This is a genomic window from Streptosporangium sp. NPDC000563, from assembly GCF_040299985.1.
In the GTDB taxonomy this organism is placed as follows: domain Bacteria; phylum Actinomycetota; class Actinomycetes; order Streptosporangiales; family Streptosporangiaceae; genus Streptosporangium.
Window position 1 is genome coordinate 22,623 of record NZ_JBEPDA010000025.1, and the last position, 20,165, is coordinate 42,787.

The window sequence follows — 20,165 nt, forward strand, 5'->3', positions numbered from 1 at the left end:
GGGGATGACGCGTTTCGCGTTCGAATTCGACCCGGCGTGGCGGATACCGCTGCTGATGGTCGGGGTGAGCCCTCAGAGGGCCTTCGCCGAGGTCCGCGAGGGCGATCTCTCGGTTCGCTTCGGCCCCTGGTCGCTGCGCACGCCCCTGTCCAACGTCGCGGGCACCACCGTGACCGGCCCGTACGCTCCGTGGAAGGCCATCGGACCGCACCTGTCGTTCGCCGACCGCGGGGTGACGTTCGGCACCGGCACCGGGCGAGGCGTGTGCGTCCGGTTCCACGTCCCGGTGCCCGCCCTGGTACCCGGCCACCTCCTCACCCACCCGGCCGCAACTCTCACGGTCTCCGATCCCGAAGGACTGGTGAGAGCCCTCGGGCAGTCGCACGAGACGTGAGCCGGACACATGACAGAGGGGCATCCGGGTAAAAGGGCGTTCCAACCAAGGAGGGAAACATGACGGCCGAAGGAGAGATGCCGGAGGAGACTTCGGCGAGCGGGAAGCCCATGGTCGCGGCCACCCCGCGCGACGTCGTCCACATTCGCCTGGGCTCGTTCGCCCTGATAGCGGCGATCGGCCTCGGGGTGCTCGGTTTCGTGGCCGGGATCACCTGGCTCACCGTCGTGATGGCCGTGCTGGCCGTGATCGCGATCGTGGACATCGCCCTGGCGGTGCACCGGCAGTCGCGTTCCGCTCCGGGTACGACGACGGAAGCGGGCTGAGCCGCCGCGTTCGGCGGTCGTCAACGGGCCACGACGGGGCGGGTCCCGGCCGGATCGTCCACCGCGCCTCGGCGGACGACGGCGCCACGGGCGCCGTGACGGCGAACGGTGCCGGGCGTGGTCACCACGCCCGGCACCGTCACGCCTCGCCTATTACCGTTTTCTACTTTTTCCTGGTTTACCAGTAGGTGTAGACAACGGGACGGTAATAGGGCTGGAAGCCGAAGGGCGTATAAGTGTTGTAGAAAGTGAATGGCGAATACCTGCTGTAGACGTAGGGACCGAAGGGGTCGTGGTCGTTGCTTCCGGCGACCACCGAGACCTGCTGTGGCGCCACGCTTGCCCCGGCGGGCTGAGCCGACACCGTCATGCCGACGATCAGGGTGGAGGCCACCAAGGTGCCGGCGGCGAGAGCCTGCTTGAACATGAAAGATCACTCCGTGTCTGATGGTTGAACCCGGCATGCCGCCAGGACTTACAGAGCGCCGATCAGATTTCCAGGAAATATGACGAATCGACGCCATGTAAGACGCTAGTTCAGAGCCATAACGACCTTCGCCCCAGAAAGGACAAAGCCTTGGTCCGGGATCATTTCCCGGCAGGAAAGGCGGAGGTTACATCCGAGCGGCTTCTCCGCTCCGCCAAGGGAGCGGCTTCTCGCCGAGCCGCGCGCACGGCATGGAGTGCGCATCCATGTCGATCTTGATGTGCTTCGACCCCGCCGAGCCGCCCACGCGGCACGGAGATCACGAGCCCGCTCACGCCGGGGATCCGCCACCCGTCCGCGCGGGCCCGCGCATCGGCAACCCGAACCGGCCGGTCCATCCCAGCCGGTCCAGCAGATAGGCCACCCCACGCACGGTGTAGGAGACCTGGAACCTCTCCGCGATCACCACGGCGACACGCGCGGTGGTCCAGTGGCCGTCGTCCCAGCCGTGGGCGGCCGCCCCCTCCGCCAGGACCGCCTCCAGCCGGGCCAGTTGCTCGTCGGTGAGCTTCCTGCCGCCCGCGGCACCCCTGGAGACCAGTGCCGCCCTGCCTCCCCGTCTCCAGAGCGCGTACCACTCGTAGGCGGACTTGCGGGTGACTCCCAGCAGCCGGGCCACCCGCGCGGGCGTGATCTCCCCGGCGAACATGTCGGCGGCCCGGAACCGCAGCCTCTCGCGCCTGGCCCGCTCCTGCGCCGACAGCCCACCGCCCCTGTCTGAATATCTCATACTTTAAGGCTCTCACCTGGGCAAATGGGGCCTAACAGGCACCCACCTCCGTGTCACCCCCGCGTTTCCCCGCGGGCCGGTGAGAGGCGCCCCCTGCCCCGGAGCCTCGGGGGACGCGAGGGCGACGCTCCTGAGCGAGGCGCCGTTCCCGCGCGAACCCCGGCGCGTGGGCGGGAACGGAGACCGCGCCCGCCCGCCGAGGTCCCGCCGGCCCACCCCGGTGTCAGACGCCCACCGGGTGCCAGACCGTCTTGATCTCCATGAAGGACCTGATCCGGGAGACGCCGGGATCGGCGACGGTCCAGTCGTCGTGAAGGCCCGGCCGCAGGACCCGCTTGAGGGTGGTCGCCGCGCTCTCCTCCAGCTCTGAGGCCAACTCTGAGCCGGGGTCGCCCGCCCCGGTCAGGTCGAGGGCGTTCACGTCGGCGTGCCCGGCGAGCGGCGGGGCGAGCTCACCCAGGCGTCCGGTCAGGATGTTCACGACCCCCGCCGGCAGGTCCGAGGTGGCCAGCGCCTCGGCGAGCGTGACGGCGGGGAGCGGGGCACACTCGCTCGCCACCAGCACCGCCGTGTTGCCCGAGGTGATCACCGGCGCCAGCACCGAGACCAGTCCGAGCAGCGGGGAGCCGGCCGGGGCGATGACGCCCACGACCCCGGTCGGCTCGGGCTCTGAGTGGTTGAAGAACGGGCCCGACACCTGGTTCGCCCCGCCGAGCACCTGGCCGATCTTGTCGGCCCAGCCCGCGTAGTAGACCCAGCGGTCGATGGCGGCCGAGACCAGCCTCTCGGCCCCCGCCCTGCTCACCCCCTCGGCCGCGGCGGTCTCCTCGGCGAACTGGGCCCGGCGCCCCTCCATCATCTCGGCCACCCGGTACAGGATCTGGCCCCGGTTGTAGGCGGTACGGCCGGACCAGCCGGGAAACGCCTTGCGCGCCGCCACCACGGCGTCGCGCGCGTCCTTGCGGGACGCCTGGGCCGCGTTGGCGAGATGGACCCCGCGGGAGGATGTCACCGGATAGGACCTGCCTGACTCCGAGCGCGGGAACGCCCCGCCGAGATACAGCTTGTACGTCCTGCGCACGGCGACGCGGGCCGGCGCGGGGAACGGGGGGTCGGTTCTGTCAGCCAAGGTATGCCTCCAGCCCGTGCCGGCCGCCCTCGCGGCCGTAACCGGACTCCTTGTATCCGCCGAACGGGCTGGCGGGATCGAACATGTTGAAGGTGTTGGACCACACGACGCCGGCGCGCAGCCGGCTCGCGGTCCACAGCATCCGGGAGCCCTTCTCCGTCCACACCCCGGCGGACAGGCCGTACGGCGTGTTGTTCGCCTTGGCGACGGCCTCCTCCGGTGTGCGGAAGGTGAGCACCGAGAGCACCGGGCCGAAGATCTCCTCGCGGGCGACCCGGTGCGCCTGCGTGACGCCGGTGAACACGGTGGGCGGGAACCAGAAGCCGCGCTCGGGGATCAGGCACGCCGGTGACCAGCCGCTCACGCCCTCCGCCTCGCCGACGGCGACCAGTTCGCGGATCCTGGCGAGCTGCGCGGCCGAGTTGATCGCCCCGATGTCGGTGTTCTTGTCCAGCGGGTCGCCCAGCCGCAGGCGCTCGATCCTGGCGCGCAGCTTCGCCAACAGCTCCTCGGCGATCGACTCCTGCACCAGCAGCCGCGATCCCGCGCAGCACACGTGTCCCTGGTTGAAGAAGATCCCCGAGACGATCCCCTCCACGGCCTGGTCGATCGCCGCGTCGTCGTACACGATGTTGGCGCCCTTGCCGCCCAGTTCGAGGGAGAGCCGCCTGCCCGTGCCCGCCACGGCGCGGGCGATCTCCCTGCCCACCTCGGTCGAGCCGGTGAAGGCCACCTTGTCGGCGTCCGGGTGGGCGACCACGGCCCGGCCGGTGTCGCCGGCGCCGGTCACGATGTTCACCACGCCCGGCGGCAGTCCCGCCTCCTGGCAGATCTCGGCGAACGCCAGCGCGGTCAGCGGGGTGGTCTCCGCGGGTTTGAGCACCACCGTGTTCCCGGTGGCCAGCGCGGGCGCGACCTTCCAGGCGAGCATCAGCAGCGGGAAGTTCCACGGGATGACCTGGGCGGCCACGCCCAGCGGGCGCGGCGAGGGGCCGAGCCCGGCGTGGGCCAGCTTGTCCGCCCATCCCGCGTGGTAGAAGAAGTGCGCCGCGACCAGGGGCAGGTCGACGTCCCTGGTCTCCTTGATCGGCTTGCCGTTGTCCAGCGACTCGAGCACGGCCAGCTCGCGTGCGCGCTCCTGGATGATGCGCGCGATCCTGAACAGGTACTTGCCGCGCTCCGCTCCCGGCAGCGGCGACCAGACCCGCTCGAAGGCCCGCCGGGCCGCGGTGAAGGCGCGGTCGACGTCGGCCTCGGAGGCGACGGCCACCTCGGACAGCGGCTCCTCGTCGGCCGGGTTGATCGTGACGATCCGCTCGTCGCTCTTGGCCTCGACGAACTCGCCGTCGACGAACAGGTCGTAGGAGGGCCGGATCGACACGGTCGACCGTGACTCCGGCGCGGGCGCGTACTCGAAGATCTCCTCCGTCATGTGATCGGAGTCCCCCTAGTCGATCGTGTAGTAGTCGGGCCCGGCGTAGTGTCCGGTGTTCAGCTTGGTGCGCTGCATGAGCAGGTCGTTCAGCAGGGTCGAGGCGCCGAGCCTGAACCACGCCGGATCCAGCCAGCTCTCCCCCGCCACCTCCTTGACCAGCACCAGGTAGCGCATCGCGTCCTTGGTGGTGCGGATGCCGCCCGCGGGTTTCACCCCCACCCGCCGTCCGGTGGCGGCCAGGTAGTCCCGCACCGCCTCCAGCATGACCAGGGTGACCGGCAGCGTGGCGGCGGGCGTGACCTTTCCGGTGGAGGTCTTGATGAAGTCCGCCCCGGCGTGCATGGCGAGCCAGGAGGCCCGCCGCACGTTGTCGTAGGAGACCAGTTCCCCGGTCTCCAGGATGACCTTCAGGTGCGTCTCGCCGCAGGCTTCCTTCACCGCCGCGATCTCGTCGAAGACCTTGCGGTAGTCGCCCGAGAGGAACGCCCCCCGGTCGATGACCATGTCGATCTCGGTGGCGCCGGCGGCCACCGCCATACGTGTGTCGGCCAGCTTCACCTCCGGCGACGTGCGGCCCGCCGGGAAGCCCGTGGCGACCGAGGCGAGTCCCACCCCGCTGCCGGACAGCGCCTGGGCGGCCACCGGCACCATGTCCGGGTAGACGCAGAGCGCGGCGACCGCGGGCGTGGTGGGGTCGGCGGGGTCGGGACGCATCGCCTTGCCCGCCAGCGCGCGTACCTTGCCCGGGGTGTCCGCCCCTTCGAGCGTGGTCAGGTCGACCATCCGGATGGCCAGGTCGATCGCCCGGCGCTTGGCCGTGGTCTTGATCGACCGGGTCGCCAGGTCCGCGGCCCGCCGGTGCACGCCGACCTCGTCGACCCCCGGCAGTCCGTGCAGATAGGCCCGCAACGAGCCAGGGACGGTGTCAGGCACGAGCGCCCCGCCTTTCGATGAGCATGTTGAGGATGAGGGCGACCAGCAGGATCAGGCCGGTCACCACCATCTGGAAGAAGGAGCCCAGTCCGAGCAGGTTGCACAGGTTGCGCAGCACCGACAGCAGCAGCACCGCCACGAACGTGCCGAACACCCCGCCCCGGCCGCCGAACAGGTTGGTGCCGCCGAGCACGACGGCCGCGATCGCGTCCAGCTCCAGCCCGCTGAAGGCGGTGGGCTGGCCCACGGTCAGCCGGGAGGTGAGCAGCACCCCCGCGAGCGCGGCGAGCGCGCCGGACACCGCGAACACGGCGGTGATCACCCCGCGCACCGGCAGGCCGGACAGCCGCGCGGCCTCCTTGTTGCTGCCGACCGCGTAGACGTACTCGCCGAAGGTCGTGCCCCGCAGCACCAGGGCGGCGAGGATCGTGATCACGACGAACACGATCCCGATGATCGGCACGTAGCCGATGAACCCGCCGCCGAGGAGCTGGAACGCCTCCGAGCCGCCGCCGCCCGCCGGTTTGCCGTCGGTGAGCAGGTAGGTGAGCCCGCGAATGGCCGTCAGCCCGGCCAGTGTGGTCATGAACGAGGGCAGCGACAGGTAGGCCGACAGCCCGCCCATGAGCGCGCCGAACAGCGCGCCCACCGCGACGCTGAGCAGGATCGCCGGTACGAAGTGCACGTCCGACCCCATGAGCAGGGCGACCGTCATCCCGCCGAAGGCCGCCACGCTGCCGACCGACAAGTCGATCCCCGCGGTCAGCACCACCATCGTCATGCCGATGGCGACGATCCCGGTGAGCGACGACTGCTGCAGCAGGTTGGCGATGTTGCGGCCGGTGAGGAACTGCGGGGCCAGCAGCGTCGCGACGACGCACAGGGCGATGAAGACCAGCAGCAGGTTGGATTTGACGATCAGGTCGGTGCCGCGGCGCGACCTGGAGCCGCCGGGGTCCTTGGTCGCCGGGGTGGCGGATCCGATCGATGTGGTCATGGAGTCGCTCCTGTGATGACGGTGTGCGCGATGACGTTCTCCGGGCTGACCCTCGGGTCGAAACACGCGACGTTGCGGCCCTCGTACAGGACCTGGATGCGGTCGGCGTTGGCGGTGAGCTCGGTGAGCTCGCTGCTCGCGAGCAGTACCGCCACCCCCTGGTCGGCCAGGTGGCGCACCTGCCGGTAGAGGTCGGCCTTGGCCCCGACGTCGAGGCCGCGGGTGGGCTCGTCCAGCAGCAGGACCCTGATCCCGCCCCGGGTGATCCACTTGGCCAGCACGACCTTCTGCTGGTTGCCGCCCGACAGCTCTCCCACGAGCTGGTCGGGTCCGGCGGACTTGATGCCCAGGTCGGTCAGCGCCGGCCGGGTGAGCCTCCGCCCGAGGCGGCCGGGCAGCAGCCAGGGGGGCCGACCGATCGCCGCGATCGCCGCGTTGCGGCCCACGGACAGGCCGAGCATCAGCCCCTGCTCCTTGCGGCTCTCCGGCACCAGCGCGAGCCCGGCGCGTACCGCGGCCGACGGGCTGCCCACGCGCATCGGGCGCCCGTCCAGCTTCGCGGTGACCTGTGCCCTCAGGTCGCCGAAGAGCGCGCGCAGCAGGGTCGTACGGCCCGCGCCGCCGAGTCCGGCGAGCCCGACGATCTCGCCCGGCCGCACCTCCAGGTCGCGGACGTCGATCAGGCCCGGCAGGTGGACCCGCTCGACGCTCAGCAGCGGCTCACCCTCGGGCGCGGGGTGGTCGGTGGGGCGTATGAGTTCCCTCGCCTCACCGATCATCGCGGCGACGATCTCGCCGGGGCCGGTCGAGGCCAGGTCGTAGACGCCGACCGTGCGGCCGTCGCGCAGCACCGTGGCGCGGTCGCCGATCTCCATCACCTCGTCCATCCGGTGCGAGATGAAGATCACCGAGCGTCCCTCGGCGGTGAGCGACCTGATGACGTCGAAGACGGCGAGCAGCTCGCTCTCGCCGAGGGTGGCGGAGGGCTCGTCCATCACGATCACTCGCGCGTCGGCGGTGAGCGCCTTGGCGATCGCGGTGAGCTGCTGCGCCGCGATGGGCAGCTCCCTGACGGGCGTGGTCACCGAAAAGCGCGCGCCGACCCGGTCCAGCGCCTCGCGGGCCAGCCGCGCCCGCCGGGACCTGCGCACGAACGGGCCGAACCTCGGCGCCCTGCCCAGCAGCAGGTTCTGCGCGACGGTGAGATCGGGCAGCAGGTCCAGCTCCTGGTAGATCACGGCGATGCCCGCGGCGAGCCCGGCGTGCGGGGTGGCGGCCCTGAAGGGTTCCCCGTCCAGCAGGATCGTGCCCTCGTCCGGCTGGTAGGAGCCAGAAAGGATCTTCATGAGCGTGCTCTTGCCGGCGCCGTTCTCGCCCAGCAGGCAGTGCACCTCGCCGGGGCGTACGGTCAGCTCCACGCCGTCCAGGGCGACGGTGCCGGGGAAGCGTTTGACGATCCCGGCCATCCGCAGCCTCGGGTGCTCGGCGGTGTCCGTCATGGCTCCTCCCTCGTCGCGGTGTCCAGCAGGTAGGTCGCGCTCTGGTCGTCGGTGATCAGCACGTCGCAGAGGCGGCTCACCACGACCGCCCGGCACACCGCGTGTTTCGCCGCGCCGCTGACGAGCGCGACGGAGGTGGTGGCCGAGCGCAGGGCGTCCAGCGAGAGGCCGAGCGTGCGCCCGTCCAGGCCCGGATCGACGATCCGGCCGCGCTCGTCGACGAAGCGGCCGAGCACGTCGCCGACCGCGCCGGCCCGCGCCAGCCGGGTGACGTCGTCGGCGTCGATCTGGCCGGAGTCCACCAGCACCGAGTCGCTGCCCATGCCTCCTGGGCTGAACAGGAACAGGTCGGCGCGGCCGGCGAGGGCGAGCACGTCGGAGACGGCCCGGTCGCTCTCCAGCACCGCCCGGGTGCTCTCCTGCTCCAGGATCGCCGGGGCGGGCAGCAGCGTCGCGGTGCCGCCGCCGTGGTGCGCGATCAGGTTCGCCATGCTGTGCGCGGTGGTCGGCTGCCGTGATCGGCTGTGCGCGCCGTTCACCTGCACCACGTTGACGCCCGTGGCCCACCCGGGGGTGAGCCCGCCGGCCAGCCGGTCGAGCGTGCGTCCCCAGGAGACGCCGATCAGCTGGGGCGCGGGACGCATCGCCATCAGGTGGTCGGCCCCCGCGGCGGCCACCCGGTCACGCAGGTACTCCGGGTCGTTCCTGGCGTTCCCCGCCACCACGATCGCCTCGCGCAGGCCGAACCGCTCCCTGAGCGAGCGCTCCAGGGCGTGCACCCTCGACCTGGGGTGCAGCACCTCGATCCGCACGATCCCGGCCTGGCGGGCCTCGGCGAGCATCCGGCCCACCTTCCAGCGGGTGAGATGCATGCGGTGGGCGATCTGCTCCTGGGTCTCCCCGCTCTCGTAGTAGCGGACGGCGACCTGGTAGAGCTGGTCGTGATAGTCCACGGGAATGCTCATGTCAGCCCGTCCCCTCGTCGCGGTGCGCTCAGCCGGTGCGCGATCGCCGTGGTGGCGGCGGTCGCCGCGAGATAGTCGTCGTAGCCCTGCCGGTACGGGTTCCGGTGCTCGGCCACCGGCTCGACCACGCGAATCCTCGGCTCGTAGTGTGCCGCGGCCTCGGCCAGCGAGGCGTACCGCCCCGCACCCACCGAGGCGATCACCGAGCAGGCCCGCAGCGTGAGGTTGTCCCCGGTGGCCAGGCTGATCGGCCGGCCGAGCACGTCGGCGGTCGTCTGGAGCCACAGCTCGTTGTGCCGGATGCCGCCGGAGACGAAGATCTCCTGCACGCCGATCCCACCCGCGACGAAGGAGTCGATGACCTGGCGGGTGCCGTACGCGACCCCTTCCACGGCCGCCCGGTAGACCTGCTCGGGGGTGCTGGCGAGGGTCAGCCCGAGCACCGCGCCGCGCAGCCGCGGATCGCGCAGCGGCGTGCGGTTTCCCATGAAGTAGTCCAGGACGATCAGCCCGTGCTCGACCGGCGGCAGCGCCGCCGCGGCCTCGATGAGCCCGCCGATCTCCGATCTCGGCCGCCCGATGAGCCGCTCGCCCGCCCAGGCCAGCACCGAGCCCGCGCTCACCTGACCGCCCTCCACCAGCCAGTGCCCCTCGCGCAACGCGTCCGGGTACGGGCCCCACACGGTGGAGGGGAAGACCGGTTCCGCGATCTCGGTGACGAACGCGTTGGACGTGCCGCACACGATCGACACCCGCCCCTCGCGGGCGCCCCCGACGGCCAGCAGGGACAGGTGCGCGTCGATCCCGCCGGAGGCGACGACGGCGGGGCCGACGATCCCGAGCTGTTCGCGGGCGTCGGGGCCGAGGGGCCCCACCGGGTCACCGACCGGCACGATCTCGTCCGGCAGCTTGTCGCCGAGATCGCCGATGCCGAGCTTCTCGTACAGGTCGTGCGGGAACCCCGCCCCGCGCGGATCGTAGTTGCTCTTGCAGACCGCGTTCATCTGCGATCCGGCCCACCGTCCGGTGAGCCGCCACACGATGTAGTCCACGGCCTCGACGACGCGTGCGGCGGCGCGGTAGACCTCGGGCTCGTGACGGGCCAGCCACATGGCCTTGGGCACCAGCCACTCCACCGCGTCGCAGTCGCCCGAGTAGCGCAGGGCCGGGTGGTCGATCCGCGCGGTCAGCGCCGACTCCTCGCTCGCCCTGCCGTCCATCCACAGCAGGGCCGGGCGCAGGGGGCGCCCGTGGCGGTCGAGCACGGCGACCGTCGAGGCGGTGGTCGCCACCGCGACACCGGCGATCTCCGGGTTGCCCGCCTCGGCGAGCGCCGCCCGCGCGGCGTGGACGCTCGCCCGCCACCAGTGGTCCGGGTCCTGCTCGGCCCAGCCCGGCCTGGGGAAGGTGGTCGGGTAGGACTCGTCGCCCGCCCCGAGCCGCGCGCCGTCGGCGTCGTAGACCGCCGCGCGGGCGCCTTCGGTTCCCAGGTCGAGGGCGAGGAAAGCGCTCACGGTCACCCCTCGTTCGGCATGAACAGGACCTTGGAGCTGAAAATGGAGCGTTCGCCGAGGCTGACCATGGTCTCGGGGAGCGCGTCCAGCCCCAGCTCATGCGTGATCATGAACTTCCAGGCGAGGTCGCCCGAGGCGAGCGTGCTTGCCGCCACCCGCCACTCCTCGCCGGGGAACGGCGCGGAGAAGGAGTTCCACGCGCCGTGCAGGGTGACCTCGCGGCGCAGGAAGGAGCTGAAGGTGGACTTGGGCAGCACCACGGGGTCGTGCGGGATGCCGATGAACACCGCCTCCCCGTGCCGTCCGGCCAGGCCCACGGCCTGGTCGACGGTGGCGGGCACGCCCGCGGACTCGATGACCACGTCGTAGCCCTCTCCGGCCACCTCGGCGGCGGCCTCGGCGCTGACCGCGGTGTGCGTGGCCCCGGCCTCCGTCGCCATGGCCGCCTTCCGCTCGTCCAGTTCGATCACGAGCACCTCGGCGGCCCCGGCGATGCGCGCCCACTGCACGGCGAACAGCCCGATGGGGCCTGCGCCCACCACCGCCACCCGGTAGCCTCCGCGCATCTTCGTGCGCCACAGGGCGTGCAGCGCGATCGCCGCCGGGTCGAGCATCGCCGCGGCCCTGGGGTCGAGGCCGTCGGGGAGCACCATCAGGTTCTCGGTCGGTACGGAGACGTACTGCGCGTACGCTCCGTCCCTGCGGCTGCCGAAGTAGCCGTAGTTCTTGCACAGGCCGAACCGGCCCTGGCTGCAGGGTCCGCAGGCGTGGCAGGGAATGAGCGGCGGCACGGTGACCAGGTCGCCCTCCCGCACCCGGCCGGTGGCCGACAGCCGATCGCCCATCCGCACCACGTGCCCGGAGAACTCGTGGCCGCAGATGATCGGGAAACGGTAGGCCCCGGCACGCAGCATGCGCGGGATGTCCGAGCCGCACACTCCGCACGCCGCGACGCGGACGAGCGCCTCGTCGGGGCCCGGTGTGGGCACGGGTACCTGCTCGACCCGGATGTCCCCGGGGGCGTGAAGCACTGCGGCCTGCATGGTTTCCGGCATTTCTTCTTTCTTCCTCGTCTTCTGCTTCTCGCGTGTCGGTCGTCGCGGGTCGTGTCCTCCAGGGGTCCTCCCTGGGTCTTTCACGACCCGGACCACCGGCTTCGCCGCGGATGCCCGCGGGCCCGCCCCTGCGGGCCGGTCCTTCGGGGAACGGTCGCCTACGGGAGGGTCTGGGCGAACTCGGTCTCTCCGACGTACTTCGCGGCGTTCTCACCGTCGATCAGCGCGGTGCCCGCGTCGACCGAGGGCTCGACCTGCTCGCCCTTCTGGACCTTGAGCACCGTCTCGACGGCCGTCGCGCCGAGGGAGATGGGGTCGTTGAGCGCGGTGGCCACGTACCGGTCGCCGTCGGCGATCTGCTTGACCGCCTCCATGAGCCCGTCCACTCCGGCGACCAGGACCTTGTCCTTGCCGTTCTCGGTGAGGACCTGCAGCGCGCCGAGCGCCATGTCGTCGTTGTGGGCGTAGACCGCGGCGACGTCCGGGTGGACCTGGAGCAGGTCCTGCATCGCGGTGACGGCCTTGGCGCGGACGTAGTCGGAGTACGGCCCCTCGACGATCTTGATTTTGGGGTTCGCCTCGACGGCCTCGTGGAAGCCCGCGCTGCGGTCGCGCGCCACGGCTCCACCGGCGTCCCCGCGGATCTCGATGACGGTGCCGCCCTCGGCTCCGAGCTTCTCGCTGAGCCGCTTGCCGACGAGTTCTCCCATCGCCTTGTTGTCCCGCCCGACGTGCGCGACCGCGCCCTCGGCCACCGGCCGGTCCACGGTCACCACGGAGACCCCGGCCGCCTTGGCCGCGGCGAGGCTGGGCTGCACGCCCTGCGGATCCACCGGGTTGATGAGCAGGATGTCGACCTGCCGGGTGATGAGGTCCTGGATGTCGTTGTTCTGCTTGGTGACGTCCCCGTCCGCGTCGGCGAAGTGGAGCGTGGCGCCGGCCTTCTTCGCGGCGGCCTCGGCCCCCTCGCGCAGTTGCACGTAGAAGGGGGACTGCTGGGTCGCCTGGCTGAAGCCGATGGTGATCGCGCCGTCCGCCTTCTGGTCGGCACCGGCGGTGGATCCGCCGGGGGTGGACGACACCGAGCAGGCGGACATCGCCGTGAGGGCGAGGAGGAGCGCGGGCATGGTGAGCAGCCGCAATCTACGCATATGGGACCTCCGGGGTGTGATTTAGATAACGCACGCTAAATCGGACGTTAACCTCACGGCAACACATGAGCCAAAATTTGCTCATATGAGCACGCTACCCCGTCTCCCCACCACCGGCTCCCGAACATACCCGCCCTACCTGCGGAAACGTGCCGATCCCCCCATCAGGGGCGGTCCGGTCCGAGCCTCGCGTTGACGTGGGCCCGACCATGTCTAGGGTGAACACGTGCCCGCCATGCTGAACGCCACCAAGACCCGCACCGCGCTGCGCACCTCGGCGCGCATCTCCCTGGAGATGCTGCTCGTCGTGCTCATGACCGCGGTCAGCCTGTGGATCCTGGGCCAGATGTGGTCCATCCTCTGGCCGCTCGTGATCGCCCTGCTCCTCACCACGCTCACCTGGCCCGTGACCCGCCTGCTGCGCCGGCACGGCTGGCACCCCACCCTCGCCGCCACGACCGTCACCGTGCTCTTCCTCCTGCTCGCCGCTGGCACCGTGGTGCTGATCGCCGTCCCGGTGGCGTCCCAGTCCGGCGAGCTGGCCACCGGTGTGGGCAACGGCATCCAGCAACTCCGCAGATGGGCCGCCGGGCCGCCCTTCAACATCGGCGCCGACCAGGTGAGCACCGCGCTCGACACCGCGGCCTCCCGCATCCAGGACAGCGTCGGCAGCATCGTCACCGCCACCCTCAGCGGGGTCGGCACCGTGGTGAACGGCCTGGTCAACACCGTCCTCGCGCTCTTCCTGATGTTCTTCTTCCTCAAGGACGGCCCGCGTTTCCTGCCCTGGCTCACCCGCCAGCTCCCCGGCCGCCTCGCCACGGACGTCCCGGCCGTGGCCACCCGCAGCTGGGACACCCTCGGCTCGTTCGTCCGCTCCCAGGCCTTCGTCGGCCTGCTCGACGCCGTCTTCATCGGCCTGGGCCTGTGGATCGTGGGCGTGCCCCTCGTCCTCCCCCTCGCCGTCCTCACCTTCGTCTCGGCGTTCATCCCCATCGTCGGAGCCCTGTTCGCCGGCTTCGTCGCGGTCCTCATCGCGCTGGTGTCCAACGGCCTCACCGACGCGCTGATCGTGCTCGCCATCATCGTCGCGGTGCAGCAGCTTGAGGGGAACGTGTTCCAGCCCATGGTGCAGAGCCGCGGCCTCGGCCTGCACGCCGCGGTGATCCTGCTCGCGGTGACACTGGGCGGCAACCTCGCGGGCATCGTGGGCAGCCTGCTCGCCGTACCGGTCGCCGCCCTGATCGCCGTGGTGTGGAACTACATCCGCGAACAGCTCAGCGACCCGCCCCGGGAACCCGACACCGGCGCGCCGGACACGAGCGGGCCCGGCACGGGCGGGCCGGAGGCCGAGAAGCCGAAGACCGAGAAGCCTGGCACCGGCGCGACCGTCCCCGCACAGAACCCCGGCTGACACCGTCAAATACTGCGCGTAACTCACCAAAAGGTGTCGAACTAGGCTAGAACGGGAATTTCCCCTCCAGAGCCACCATTTCTCCGGCGCCCTCCGTCCAGGAGGGCGCCGCGACGACCGAAAGGCCGGACGAGACGCCGCGACCTCGCGCGCCTCGACGCCCTCCACTCCCCCTGACGCCTGAGCCTTCGCGGCTCTATAAATCCATACCTAAATGGACATATAAGGCGAAAGGGGATGAGGATGACCGGTCTGGCGACCGAGAACACACTTATCCGGAACGCCGCGGATGTGGAGACCTTCGCACGACGCTGTTTCCTCGGCTCCCCCGGCGACCGGGTGGGTGTCGAGCTGGAGTTCCTGGTCTTCGACCGTACGGATCCCGCCCGCCAGGTTCCGCCGGCGAGGATCACCGACGCCCTGCCCCCGCTCCCCGGAGGGAGCCTGGTGACCTACGAACCCGGGGGGCAGCTGGAGCTCTCGGGACCGCCAGGCTCGCTGCCGAAGGCGATCGCCCTGCTGAGCGCCGACGTGAACGCGGTACGCCGGGCACTGCGGGACGCCGGCCTGGTGCTGGGCGGGGTGGGTCTCGACCCGCTGCGACCGCCCAGGCGGCAGCTGCGCCTGCCCAGGTACGAGGTGATGGCGCGCTTCCTCGGCACCCCGTACGGGGCGCTGATGATGTGCTCGACGGCGTCGGTCCAGGTCAACCTGGACCTGGGCGACAGACCCGCGGCCCGCTGGGAACGCGCCCACCTGCTGGGGCCCGTCCTCGTGGCGGCCTTCGCCAACTCGCCGCTCAGCGAGGGACGGCCGTGCGGATGGATGTCGGGACGCCAGGCGGTGTGGGAGCGGCTCGACCGCACGCGCACGGCCGCCGTCCCGGTGAGCCGCGACCCCGGCGCCGCGTGGACGGACTACCTGCTCGACGCCCGCCTCATGGCCGTACGCGACACCGACCGCGACACCGGCGGAGACGGGGAGGACGGTGAGGACGGTGAGTCCTACCGTCCGGTTCTCGACGGCTCGACCTTCCGCGACCGGCTCGCCTCGCCGGAACACCCGCCGACCCTGGCGGACCTGAGCTACCACGCCACGACGCTCTTCCCGCCCGTACGGCCGCGCGGCTGGCTGGAGATCCGCTACCTCGACGCCCAGCACCCGGCGATCTGGCCGGTGTGCGCGGCGGTCACCCACGCCCTGGTGACGGACGACCGCGCGGCCGACGCGGCGCTGGCCGCGGCCGGGCCGTGCGCGGGGATGTGGGCGTCGGCGGCGCGCCACGGCCTGGCCGAGCCCCGGCTGCGCAGAGCCGCCGACGTCTGTTTCCGCGCCGCCCTCGGCGCGCTGCCCCGGCTGAGGGCGACCCCGGCCCTGGTCTGCGAGGTGGCCGCCTTCGCCGACCGCCACGTGACACCCGGCCGGTCCCCGGCCGCCGACCTGCTCGATCTGGTGACGGGATCGGCGGAACGTCTGCCCGACTGGCTGGCCGAGGAAGGACAGACCCGATGAGCGACTTCAAGGAACGGATCGCCGCCGAGTTGACCGCCGCGCGGAACCGCTCCACGACCTACACCGACGCCGAGGACGACCTGCTGGTCAGGCAGCACTCGCCGCTGATGTCACCTCTGGTGTGGGATCTGGCCCACGTGGGCAACTACGAGGAGCTGTGGGTGCTGCGGGAGGTCGGCGGGATCACCCCGCTCCGCCCGGAGATCGACGACCTGTACGACGCCTTCAAGCACCCGCGTGCCGACCGCCCGTCCCTGCCCATCCTCGGGCCGGCCGAGGCGCGCCGCTACATCGAGGGGGTGCGCGGCCGGGTGCTGGACGTCCTGGACACGGTCGACCCGTACGACCCCGACCCGCTGCGCAGGAACGGTTTCGTCTTCGGCCTGGTGATCCAGCACGAGCACCAGCACGACGAGACGATGCTCGCCACCCTGCAGTTGTCGGGGCGGCCGGGACTGGTCCGCGACGGCGACCTGCCTCCCGCGGGAGCGCCCGGCTCCGAGGAGGTGTTCGTCCCCGCGGGGCCTTTCATGATGGGCACCGACACCCAGCCGTGGGCCTACGACAACGAGCGCCCCGCCCACCGGCTCGACCTGCCCGGCTACTGGATCGACAGACTGCCCGTCGGCAACCGCGCCTACGCGGACTTCGTCGAGGACGGCGGCTACGACGACCCCCGCTGGTGGTCCCCGGACGGCCTGCGCTGGCTGCGGCGCAACCACGCCTCCGCCCCGCTGTTCTGGACCAGGGACGGCGACACCTGGTGGCGTAGCCGTTTCGGCAGGACCGAGCCCGTGCCCATGGACGAACCCGTGCAGCATGTGTGCTGGTACGAGGCCGACGCCTACGCCCGGTGGGCGGGAAAGCGACTGCCCACCGAGGCCGAGTGGGAGAAGGCCTGCGGCTGGGACGCCGAGGCCGGTCGGGCCCGGACGTACCCGTGGGGCGACGACGACCCCGGCCCCGGCGTGGCGAACCTCGGGCACCGGGCGGCACGGCCGGCCCCGCTCGGCGCCTTCCCGCTGGGAGCGAGTCCCTGCGGCGCCGAACAGATGATCGGGGACGTGTGGGAGTGGACCGGTTCGTGGTTCCTGCCCCACCCGGGCTTCCGCAGCTTCCCCTACCGCGAGTACAGCGAGGTGTTCTTCGGCGCCCGCTACCGGGTGCTGCGCGGCGGGTCATGGGCCTCCGACCCGGCCGTGGTCCGCACCACGTTCAGGAACTGGGACCGCCCGGCCCGCAGGCAGATCTTCGCCGGCTTCCGGTGCGCCCGCTCGGCCTCCCCCGAACACTCCCCGCGGCGTTCCCCCGGCCACTCCGCCAGGCGCTCCACGCCCCGATCTTCAGGGGACTCCCCGAAAGGTCCGCCCGGAAGTTCGCCGGGACGCCACCGGGAACGCCCGGCGGAGCGCCTCGCGGAACGTCTTACCGGGCGTCCTGCGGAGCGCGGTTAGATGTGCCGCCACGCGTCCTGGCTGGGCGCTCCACGCACCCTCGCCTCGCTGATCCACGAGCCGGTCAACGGCCTGCTCCGGCAGTCCTACGCCCCGCGCCTGCAGCGCCACGGCAGGCTGAACGCCGACGGCTTCGGCATGGGCTGGTACGACGCCCTCGCGGAGCCGGTCCGCTACCGCCGGACGATCCCCGCCTGGGCCGACGCCAACCTGGCGGGCCTCGCCCGAACGGCCCGCTCCGGCTGCCTGCTGGCCTGCGTACGGTCGGCCAGTGCCGGGATGCCGATCGAGGAGAGCGCGACCGCGCCCTTCGCCGACGGGCCGTGGCTGCTCAGTCACAACGGCCGCGTCTCGCGAGAGACGGTGAGGGAGCTCGCTGACGAAGCGGAGAGTTCCTGCGACTCCGCGTGGCTCGCCGCCGCCGTGTTCGCCAGGCGGCGGGTGGGCGACCCGCTCGGCGAGGCCCTGGCGGAGGTCGTCACCCGCGCCGGGCTGAAGGATTCCCGCGCCCGCCTGAACCTCCTCGCCTGCGACGGCGCGTCGATCGCCGCGACCGCCTGGGGCGACACGCTCTTCCTCCGCCTCGACGGCCACCCGCGCGACGGCGTGCTCGTCGCGAGCGAGCCGCTGGACGACCGGCCCGGCTGGCAGGCCGTACCGGATCACACCCTGGTCCTCGCCTCACCCGACGGAGTGAGCGTCCAGCCGCTGTGACCGGGCGGGACGAGACCACGAGAAAAGCACAGCACCCGGCCACGGACCGGCGAGCGGGATCGTGGCCCCCACACATCCAGGAGGCCCAGTGACCGTCAGTGAGCCGACCATCCGCCTGGTCAACCATCTCGGCCGCGACCATCTCCGGCAGGCACTCGAACACGACGTCCGCGCCGGGCTGACGTCGACGCCGAAGTGGCTGCCGCCAAAGTGGTTCTACGACGAGGCGGGCAGCGAGCTGTTCTCCCGCATCACCCGGCTGCCCGAGTACTATCCCACCCGTCGCGAGCTGGCCATCCTGCGCAGGGAGGCCCTCGACATCGCCGTACGCGGCGGCGCGGACACCCTGGTCGAACTCGGTTCGGGGACGAGCGAGAAGACCGTCCTGCTGCTGGACGCCCTCTCCGCGGCCGGGACGCTGCGCGCCTACACGCCGGTGGACGTCGACGCGGCCACCCTGAGCGAGGCCGCGCACCGCCTCGCCTCCCGCTACCGTGGCCTCACCGTGCGCGCGGTCTGCGCCGACTTCGAGGCGCACCTCGCCCTGCTGCCCCGTACCGGACGGCGGATGGTGGCCTTCCTCGGCGGCACCATCGGCAACCTGACCCCGGCGGCGCGCGAGGTCTTCCTGAAGGAACTGCGCGCCACGCTCCGCCCCGGCGACACCTTCCTGCTCGGCGCGGACCTGGTCAAGGACGCCGACCGGCTGGTCGCGGCGTACGACGACGTGAGCGGGGTGACCGCCGCCTTCAACCGGAACGTCCTGCGCGTGATCGCCAGAGAGCTGGACGCCGACTTCGAGCCGGACGCCTTCGAGCACGTCGCGCTGTACGACGCGCGGCACGAGTGGGTCGAGATGCGGCTGCGCGCGAGCCGCGCCATGCGCGTGCGGATCGGCGACCTCGGCCTGCGGATCTCCTTCGCGGCCGGAGAGGAGATCCGCACCGAGATCAGCGCCAAGTTCCGCACCGAGGGACTGCGCAGGGAACTCCTGACGGCCGGTTTCGGGATGATCCGCCAGTACATCGACCCCACCGGCGACTTCGTCCTCGTCCTCGCCCACCCGTGACCCGCGCTCCCCTCAGGGCTCGACGCCGTATTCCGGATTCCGGGCAGCGCGGGTGAACTCGGCGGAGGTGTGGAACCGCTCGCAGCCGCCCCGGAGCCCGGCGCCGGCTCTCGCCGGGCCCGGGCCGGGGTGGCAATCGGCGAGTAACCACCGGCTGAACACCGGCCATCGACCACGGCGCCCCGTCGATCGTTGAGGGCGATCCGATCCAGCGAAGCGCCCGGGTTCGAGCCCGGCACGATGGGTTTCGAAAGGGTACGGGTAAGGGGCGGCCATGACCGACAAGCGCAGGCAGGACGACCTCGACGTGGGTGACGAGGTCACGTGGGAGAGCCACGGCTCGTCGACCTCGGGCAGGGTCGAGAAGAAGATCACGGAGCGGACCGAGGAAGCGGGCCGTACCGTGGACGCCTCGGCCGACGATCCGCAGTATCTCGTGCGCAGTGACAAGAGCGGCAAGACCGCCGTGCACAAGCAGTCGGCGCTGCGCAGGAAGGATCGCCATGACTGACGACGGCGAGCAGATCACCTCGGACTTCGACCAGGCGGTCAACATGACGGCCACGGAGCTGGAACGCTGGCTGGACACCGAGGAGTCCAAGAGCGTCGGGGACAAGTCAGGTGGCGAGGAGTCGACAGGCCACCGGTCCGGCCGCCGGATCATCGAGATCCTGCGGAAGCGGAAGGACGACCTGGGAGAGGACGACTACGCCCACATGCGCAAGGTGATCGGCTATGTCCGCCGCCATCTGACGCAGCGGCCGTCCGGGGACGTGAAGGAGACCCGCTGGCGATACTCCCTCATGAACTGGGGGCACGACCCGCTCAAGTGAAGGCGCGGCCCGCGCCGCCGGTCACGCGCGGACAGGCCGTCCGGACCTCGTCCCCGGCGAGCCGGAACCGGCCGAGGTACGTCGCGGTGTTCTCGCTTCGCAGAGGGCGACCACATAAAGTCCGCCCTTGTAAAGCATCAGCCGAAGCCGCACCGTCAAGCATCAGCCGAAGTAGGACATCGGGCCTTGCCATCGGATGATGCAGACTCCCAGTGCGATATCAAGGGCATCGACCAGCAGGCGGCGTTTCGCCCCGAGGACCTTCTTATCGCCGTAACGACCGCGTAGGTCGCCAAGCTTGGCACCGCACACCCACTGATGTCGATGACCTCAACACGTGGTGCGGGATCGCCCCCCTCACCACTGCTCCTGCTCGTGCAGCCTTGCCATGGCTTCCTCCTACACGCTGGCGGTCCGCCATGGCGCCAGTAGTGAGACGGGCTCGACAAATCCGTACACACGGAAACCTACCTTCCCGTCACCGAAAAAGATCTTTACATAAACCCACGACGCATGTGATGATCATTCAGTTTTGATACATCTGTTCGAAAGGC

At 71.2% G+C, this 20,165-nt stretch carries 19 protein-coding genes and 1 pseudogene; 9 read left to right on the plus strand and 11 right to left on the minus strand.

The genetic code is table 11. The annotated features are described in order from the left end of the window. Positions 1-4: 4 nt before the first annotated feature. Both ABT352_RS34530 and ABT352_RS34535 read left to right on the plus strand, forming a co-directional pair. Positions 5-394, plus strand: a complete 390-nt coding sequence (locus tag ABT352_RS34530) for a hypothetical protein (RefSeq protein ID WP_350949215.1) — start codon at positions 5-7, stop codon at positions 392-394. Between the two features lie 59 nt (positions 395-453). Next, a complete protein-coding gene (locus ABT352_RS34535) occupies positions 454-720 on the plus strand; it encodes a hypothetical protein (RefSeq protein WP_350949216.1) in 267 nt (88 codons plus the stop codon). Between the two features lie 178 nt (positions 721-898). Here ABT352_RS34535 and ABT352_RS34540 read toward each other — a convergent pair whose 3' ends face one another. From ABT352_RS34540 to ABT352_RS34590, 11 genes and pseudogenes are all read right to left on the minus strand, one after another. Beyond that, positions 899-1,147 carry a hypothetical protein gene (locus ABT352_RS34540; RefSeq protein ID WP_350949217.1) on the minus strand — a complete coding sequence of 83 codons (249 nt, stop codon included), beginning with the start codon at positions 1,145-1,147 and terminating at the stop codon, positions 899-901. A 391-nt stretch (positions 1,148-1,538) separates the two neighbouring features. Beyond that, positions 1,539-1,937: pseudogene (locus ABT352_RS34545) on the minus strand (helix-turn-helix domain-containing protein); the annotation flags it as partial. A gap of 223 nt (positions 1,938-2,160) precedes the next feature. Continuing rightward, positions 2,161-3,066, minus strand: a complete 906-nt coding sequence (locus ABT352_RS34550; RefSeq protein ID WP_350949219.1) for an aldehyde dehydrogenase family protein — start codon at positions 3,064-3,066, stop codon at positions 2,161-2,163. Then, on the minus strand, positions 3,059-4,498 hold the full coding sequence (locus ABT352_RS34555) for an aldehyde dehydrogenase family protein (protein ID WP_350949220.1): 1,440 nt from the start codon (positions 4,496-4,498) through the stop codon (positions 3,059-3,061). Before ABT352_RS34555 ends, ABT352_RS34550 begins: the two co-directional genes overlap by 8 nt. A gap of 15 nt (positions 4,499-4,513) precedes the next feature. Then, positions 4,514-5,434: a deoxyribose-phosphate aldolase gene (deoC, locus tag ABT352_RS34560; protein WP_350949221.1), complete on the minus strand. Its 921-nt coding sequence runs from the start codon at positions 5,432-5,434 to the stop codon at positions 4,514-4,516. Continuing rightward, positions 5,427-6,431 (minus strand): ABC transporter permease, encoded by a 1,005-nt coding sequence (locus ABT352_RS34565; protein ID WP_350949222.1) that lies wholly within the window; start codon positions 6,429-6,431, stop codon positions 5,427-5,429. Before ABT352_RS34565 ends, deoC begins: the two co-directional genes overlap by 8 nt. Next, positions 6,428-7,930 carry a sugar ABC transporter ATP-binding protein gene (locus tag ABT352_RS34570; protein ID WP_350949223.1) on the minus strand — a complete coding sequence of 501 codons (1,503 nt, stop codon included), beginning with the start codon at positions 7,928-7,930 and terminating at the stop codon, positions 6,428-6,430. Before ABT352_RS34570 ends, ABT352_RS34565 begins: the two co-directional genes overlap by 4 nt. Next, entirely contained in the window at positions 7,927-8,895 is a 969-nt protein-coding gene (locus tag ABT352_RS34575; RefSeq protein WP_350949224.1) for a sugar-binding transcriptional regulator, read from the minus strand. The genes ABT352_RS34570 and ABT352_RS34575 overlap by 4 nt, the downstream gene beginning before the upstream one ends. Then, positions 8,892-10,409 (minus strand): FGGY-family carbohydrate kinase, encoded by a 1,518-nt coding sequence (locus tag ABT352_RS34580; protein WP_350949225.1) that lies wholly within the window; start codon positions 10,407-10,409, stop codon positions 8,892-8,894. Before ABT352_RS34580 ends, ABT352_RS34575 begins: the two co-directional genes overlap by 4 nt. A 2-nt stretch (positions 10,410-10,411) precedes the next feature. Next, entirely contained in the window at positions 10,412-11,464 is a 1,053-nt protein-coding gene (locus ABT352_RS34585; protein WP_350949226.1) for a galactitol-1-phosphate 5-dehydrogenase, read from the minus strand. Between the two features lie 158 nt (positions 11,465-11,622). Further along, positions 11,623-12,615, minus strand: coding sequence for a substrate-binding domain-containing protein (locus ABT352_RS34590; RefSeq protein ID WP_350949227.1), 993 nt, complete (start codon positions 12,613-12,615; stop codon positions 11,623-11,625). Positions 12,616-12,850: 235 nt separating this feature from the next. Between ABT352_RS34590 and ABT352_RS34595 the strand changes: the two genes are divergently transcribed. The 7 genes from ABT352_RS34595 to ABT352_RS34625 all read left to right on the plus strand — a co-directional run bounded on the left by ABT352_RS34595 (position 12,851) and on the right by ABT352_RS34625 (position 19,611). Next, positions 12,851-14,029 (plus strand): AI-2E family transporter, encoded by a 1,179-nt coding sequence (locus ABT352_RS34595; protein ID WP_350949284.1) that lies wholly within the window; start codon positions 12,851-12,853, stop codon positions 14,027-14,029. A gap of 243 nt (positions 14,030-14,272) precedes the next feature. Then, on the plus strand, positions 14,273-15,541 hold the full coding sequence (locus ABT352_RS34600; protein ID WP_350949228.1) for a glutamate-cysteine ligase family protein: 1,269 nt from the start codon (positions 14,273-14,275) through the stop codon (positions 15,539-15,541). Next, positions 15,538-16,995, plus strand: a complete 1,458-nt coding sequence (egtB, locus tag ABT352_RS34605) for an ergothioneine biosynthesis protein EgtB (protein ID WP_350949229.1) — start codon at positions 15,538-15,540, stop codon at positions 16,993-16,995. The genes ABT352_RS34600 and egtB overlap by 4 nt, the downstream gene beginning before the upstream one ends. Continuing rightward, positions 16,996-17,709, plus strand: a complete 714-nt coding sequence (egtC, locus tag ABT352_RS34610) for an ergothioneine biosynthesis protein EgtC (protein WP_350949230.1) — start codon at positions 16,996-16,998, stop codon at positions 17,707-17,709. Positions 17,710-17,797: 88 nt separating this feature from the next. Further along, entirely contained in the window at positions 17,798-18,778 is a 981-nt protein-coding gene (egtD, locus tag ABT352_RS34615) for an L-histidine N(alpha)-methyltransferase (protein ID WP_350949231.1), read from the plus strand. Positions 18,779-19,052: 274 nt separating this feature from the next. Further along, positions 19,053-19,289, plus strand: a complete 237-nt coding sequence (locus tag ABT352_RS34620) for a hypervirulence associated TUDOR domain-containing protein (protein ID WP_350949232.1) — start codon at positions 19,053-19,055, stop codon at positions 19,287-19,289. Then, positions 19,282-19,611, plus strand: coding sequence for a DUF3140 domain-containing protein (locus tag ABT352_RS34625; protein WP_350949233.1), 330 nt, complete (start codon positions 19,282-19,284; stop codon positions 19,609-19,611). The genes ABT352_RS34620 and ABT352_RS34625 overlap by 8 nt, the downstream gene beginning before the upstream one ends. The last annotated feature ends 554 nt before the right edge of the window (positions 19,612-20,165 follow it).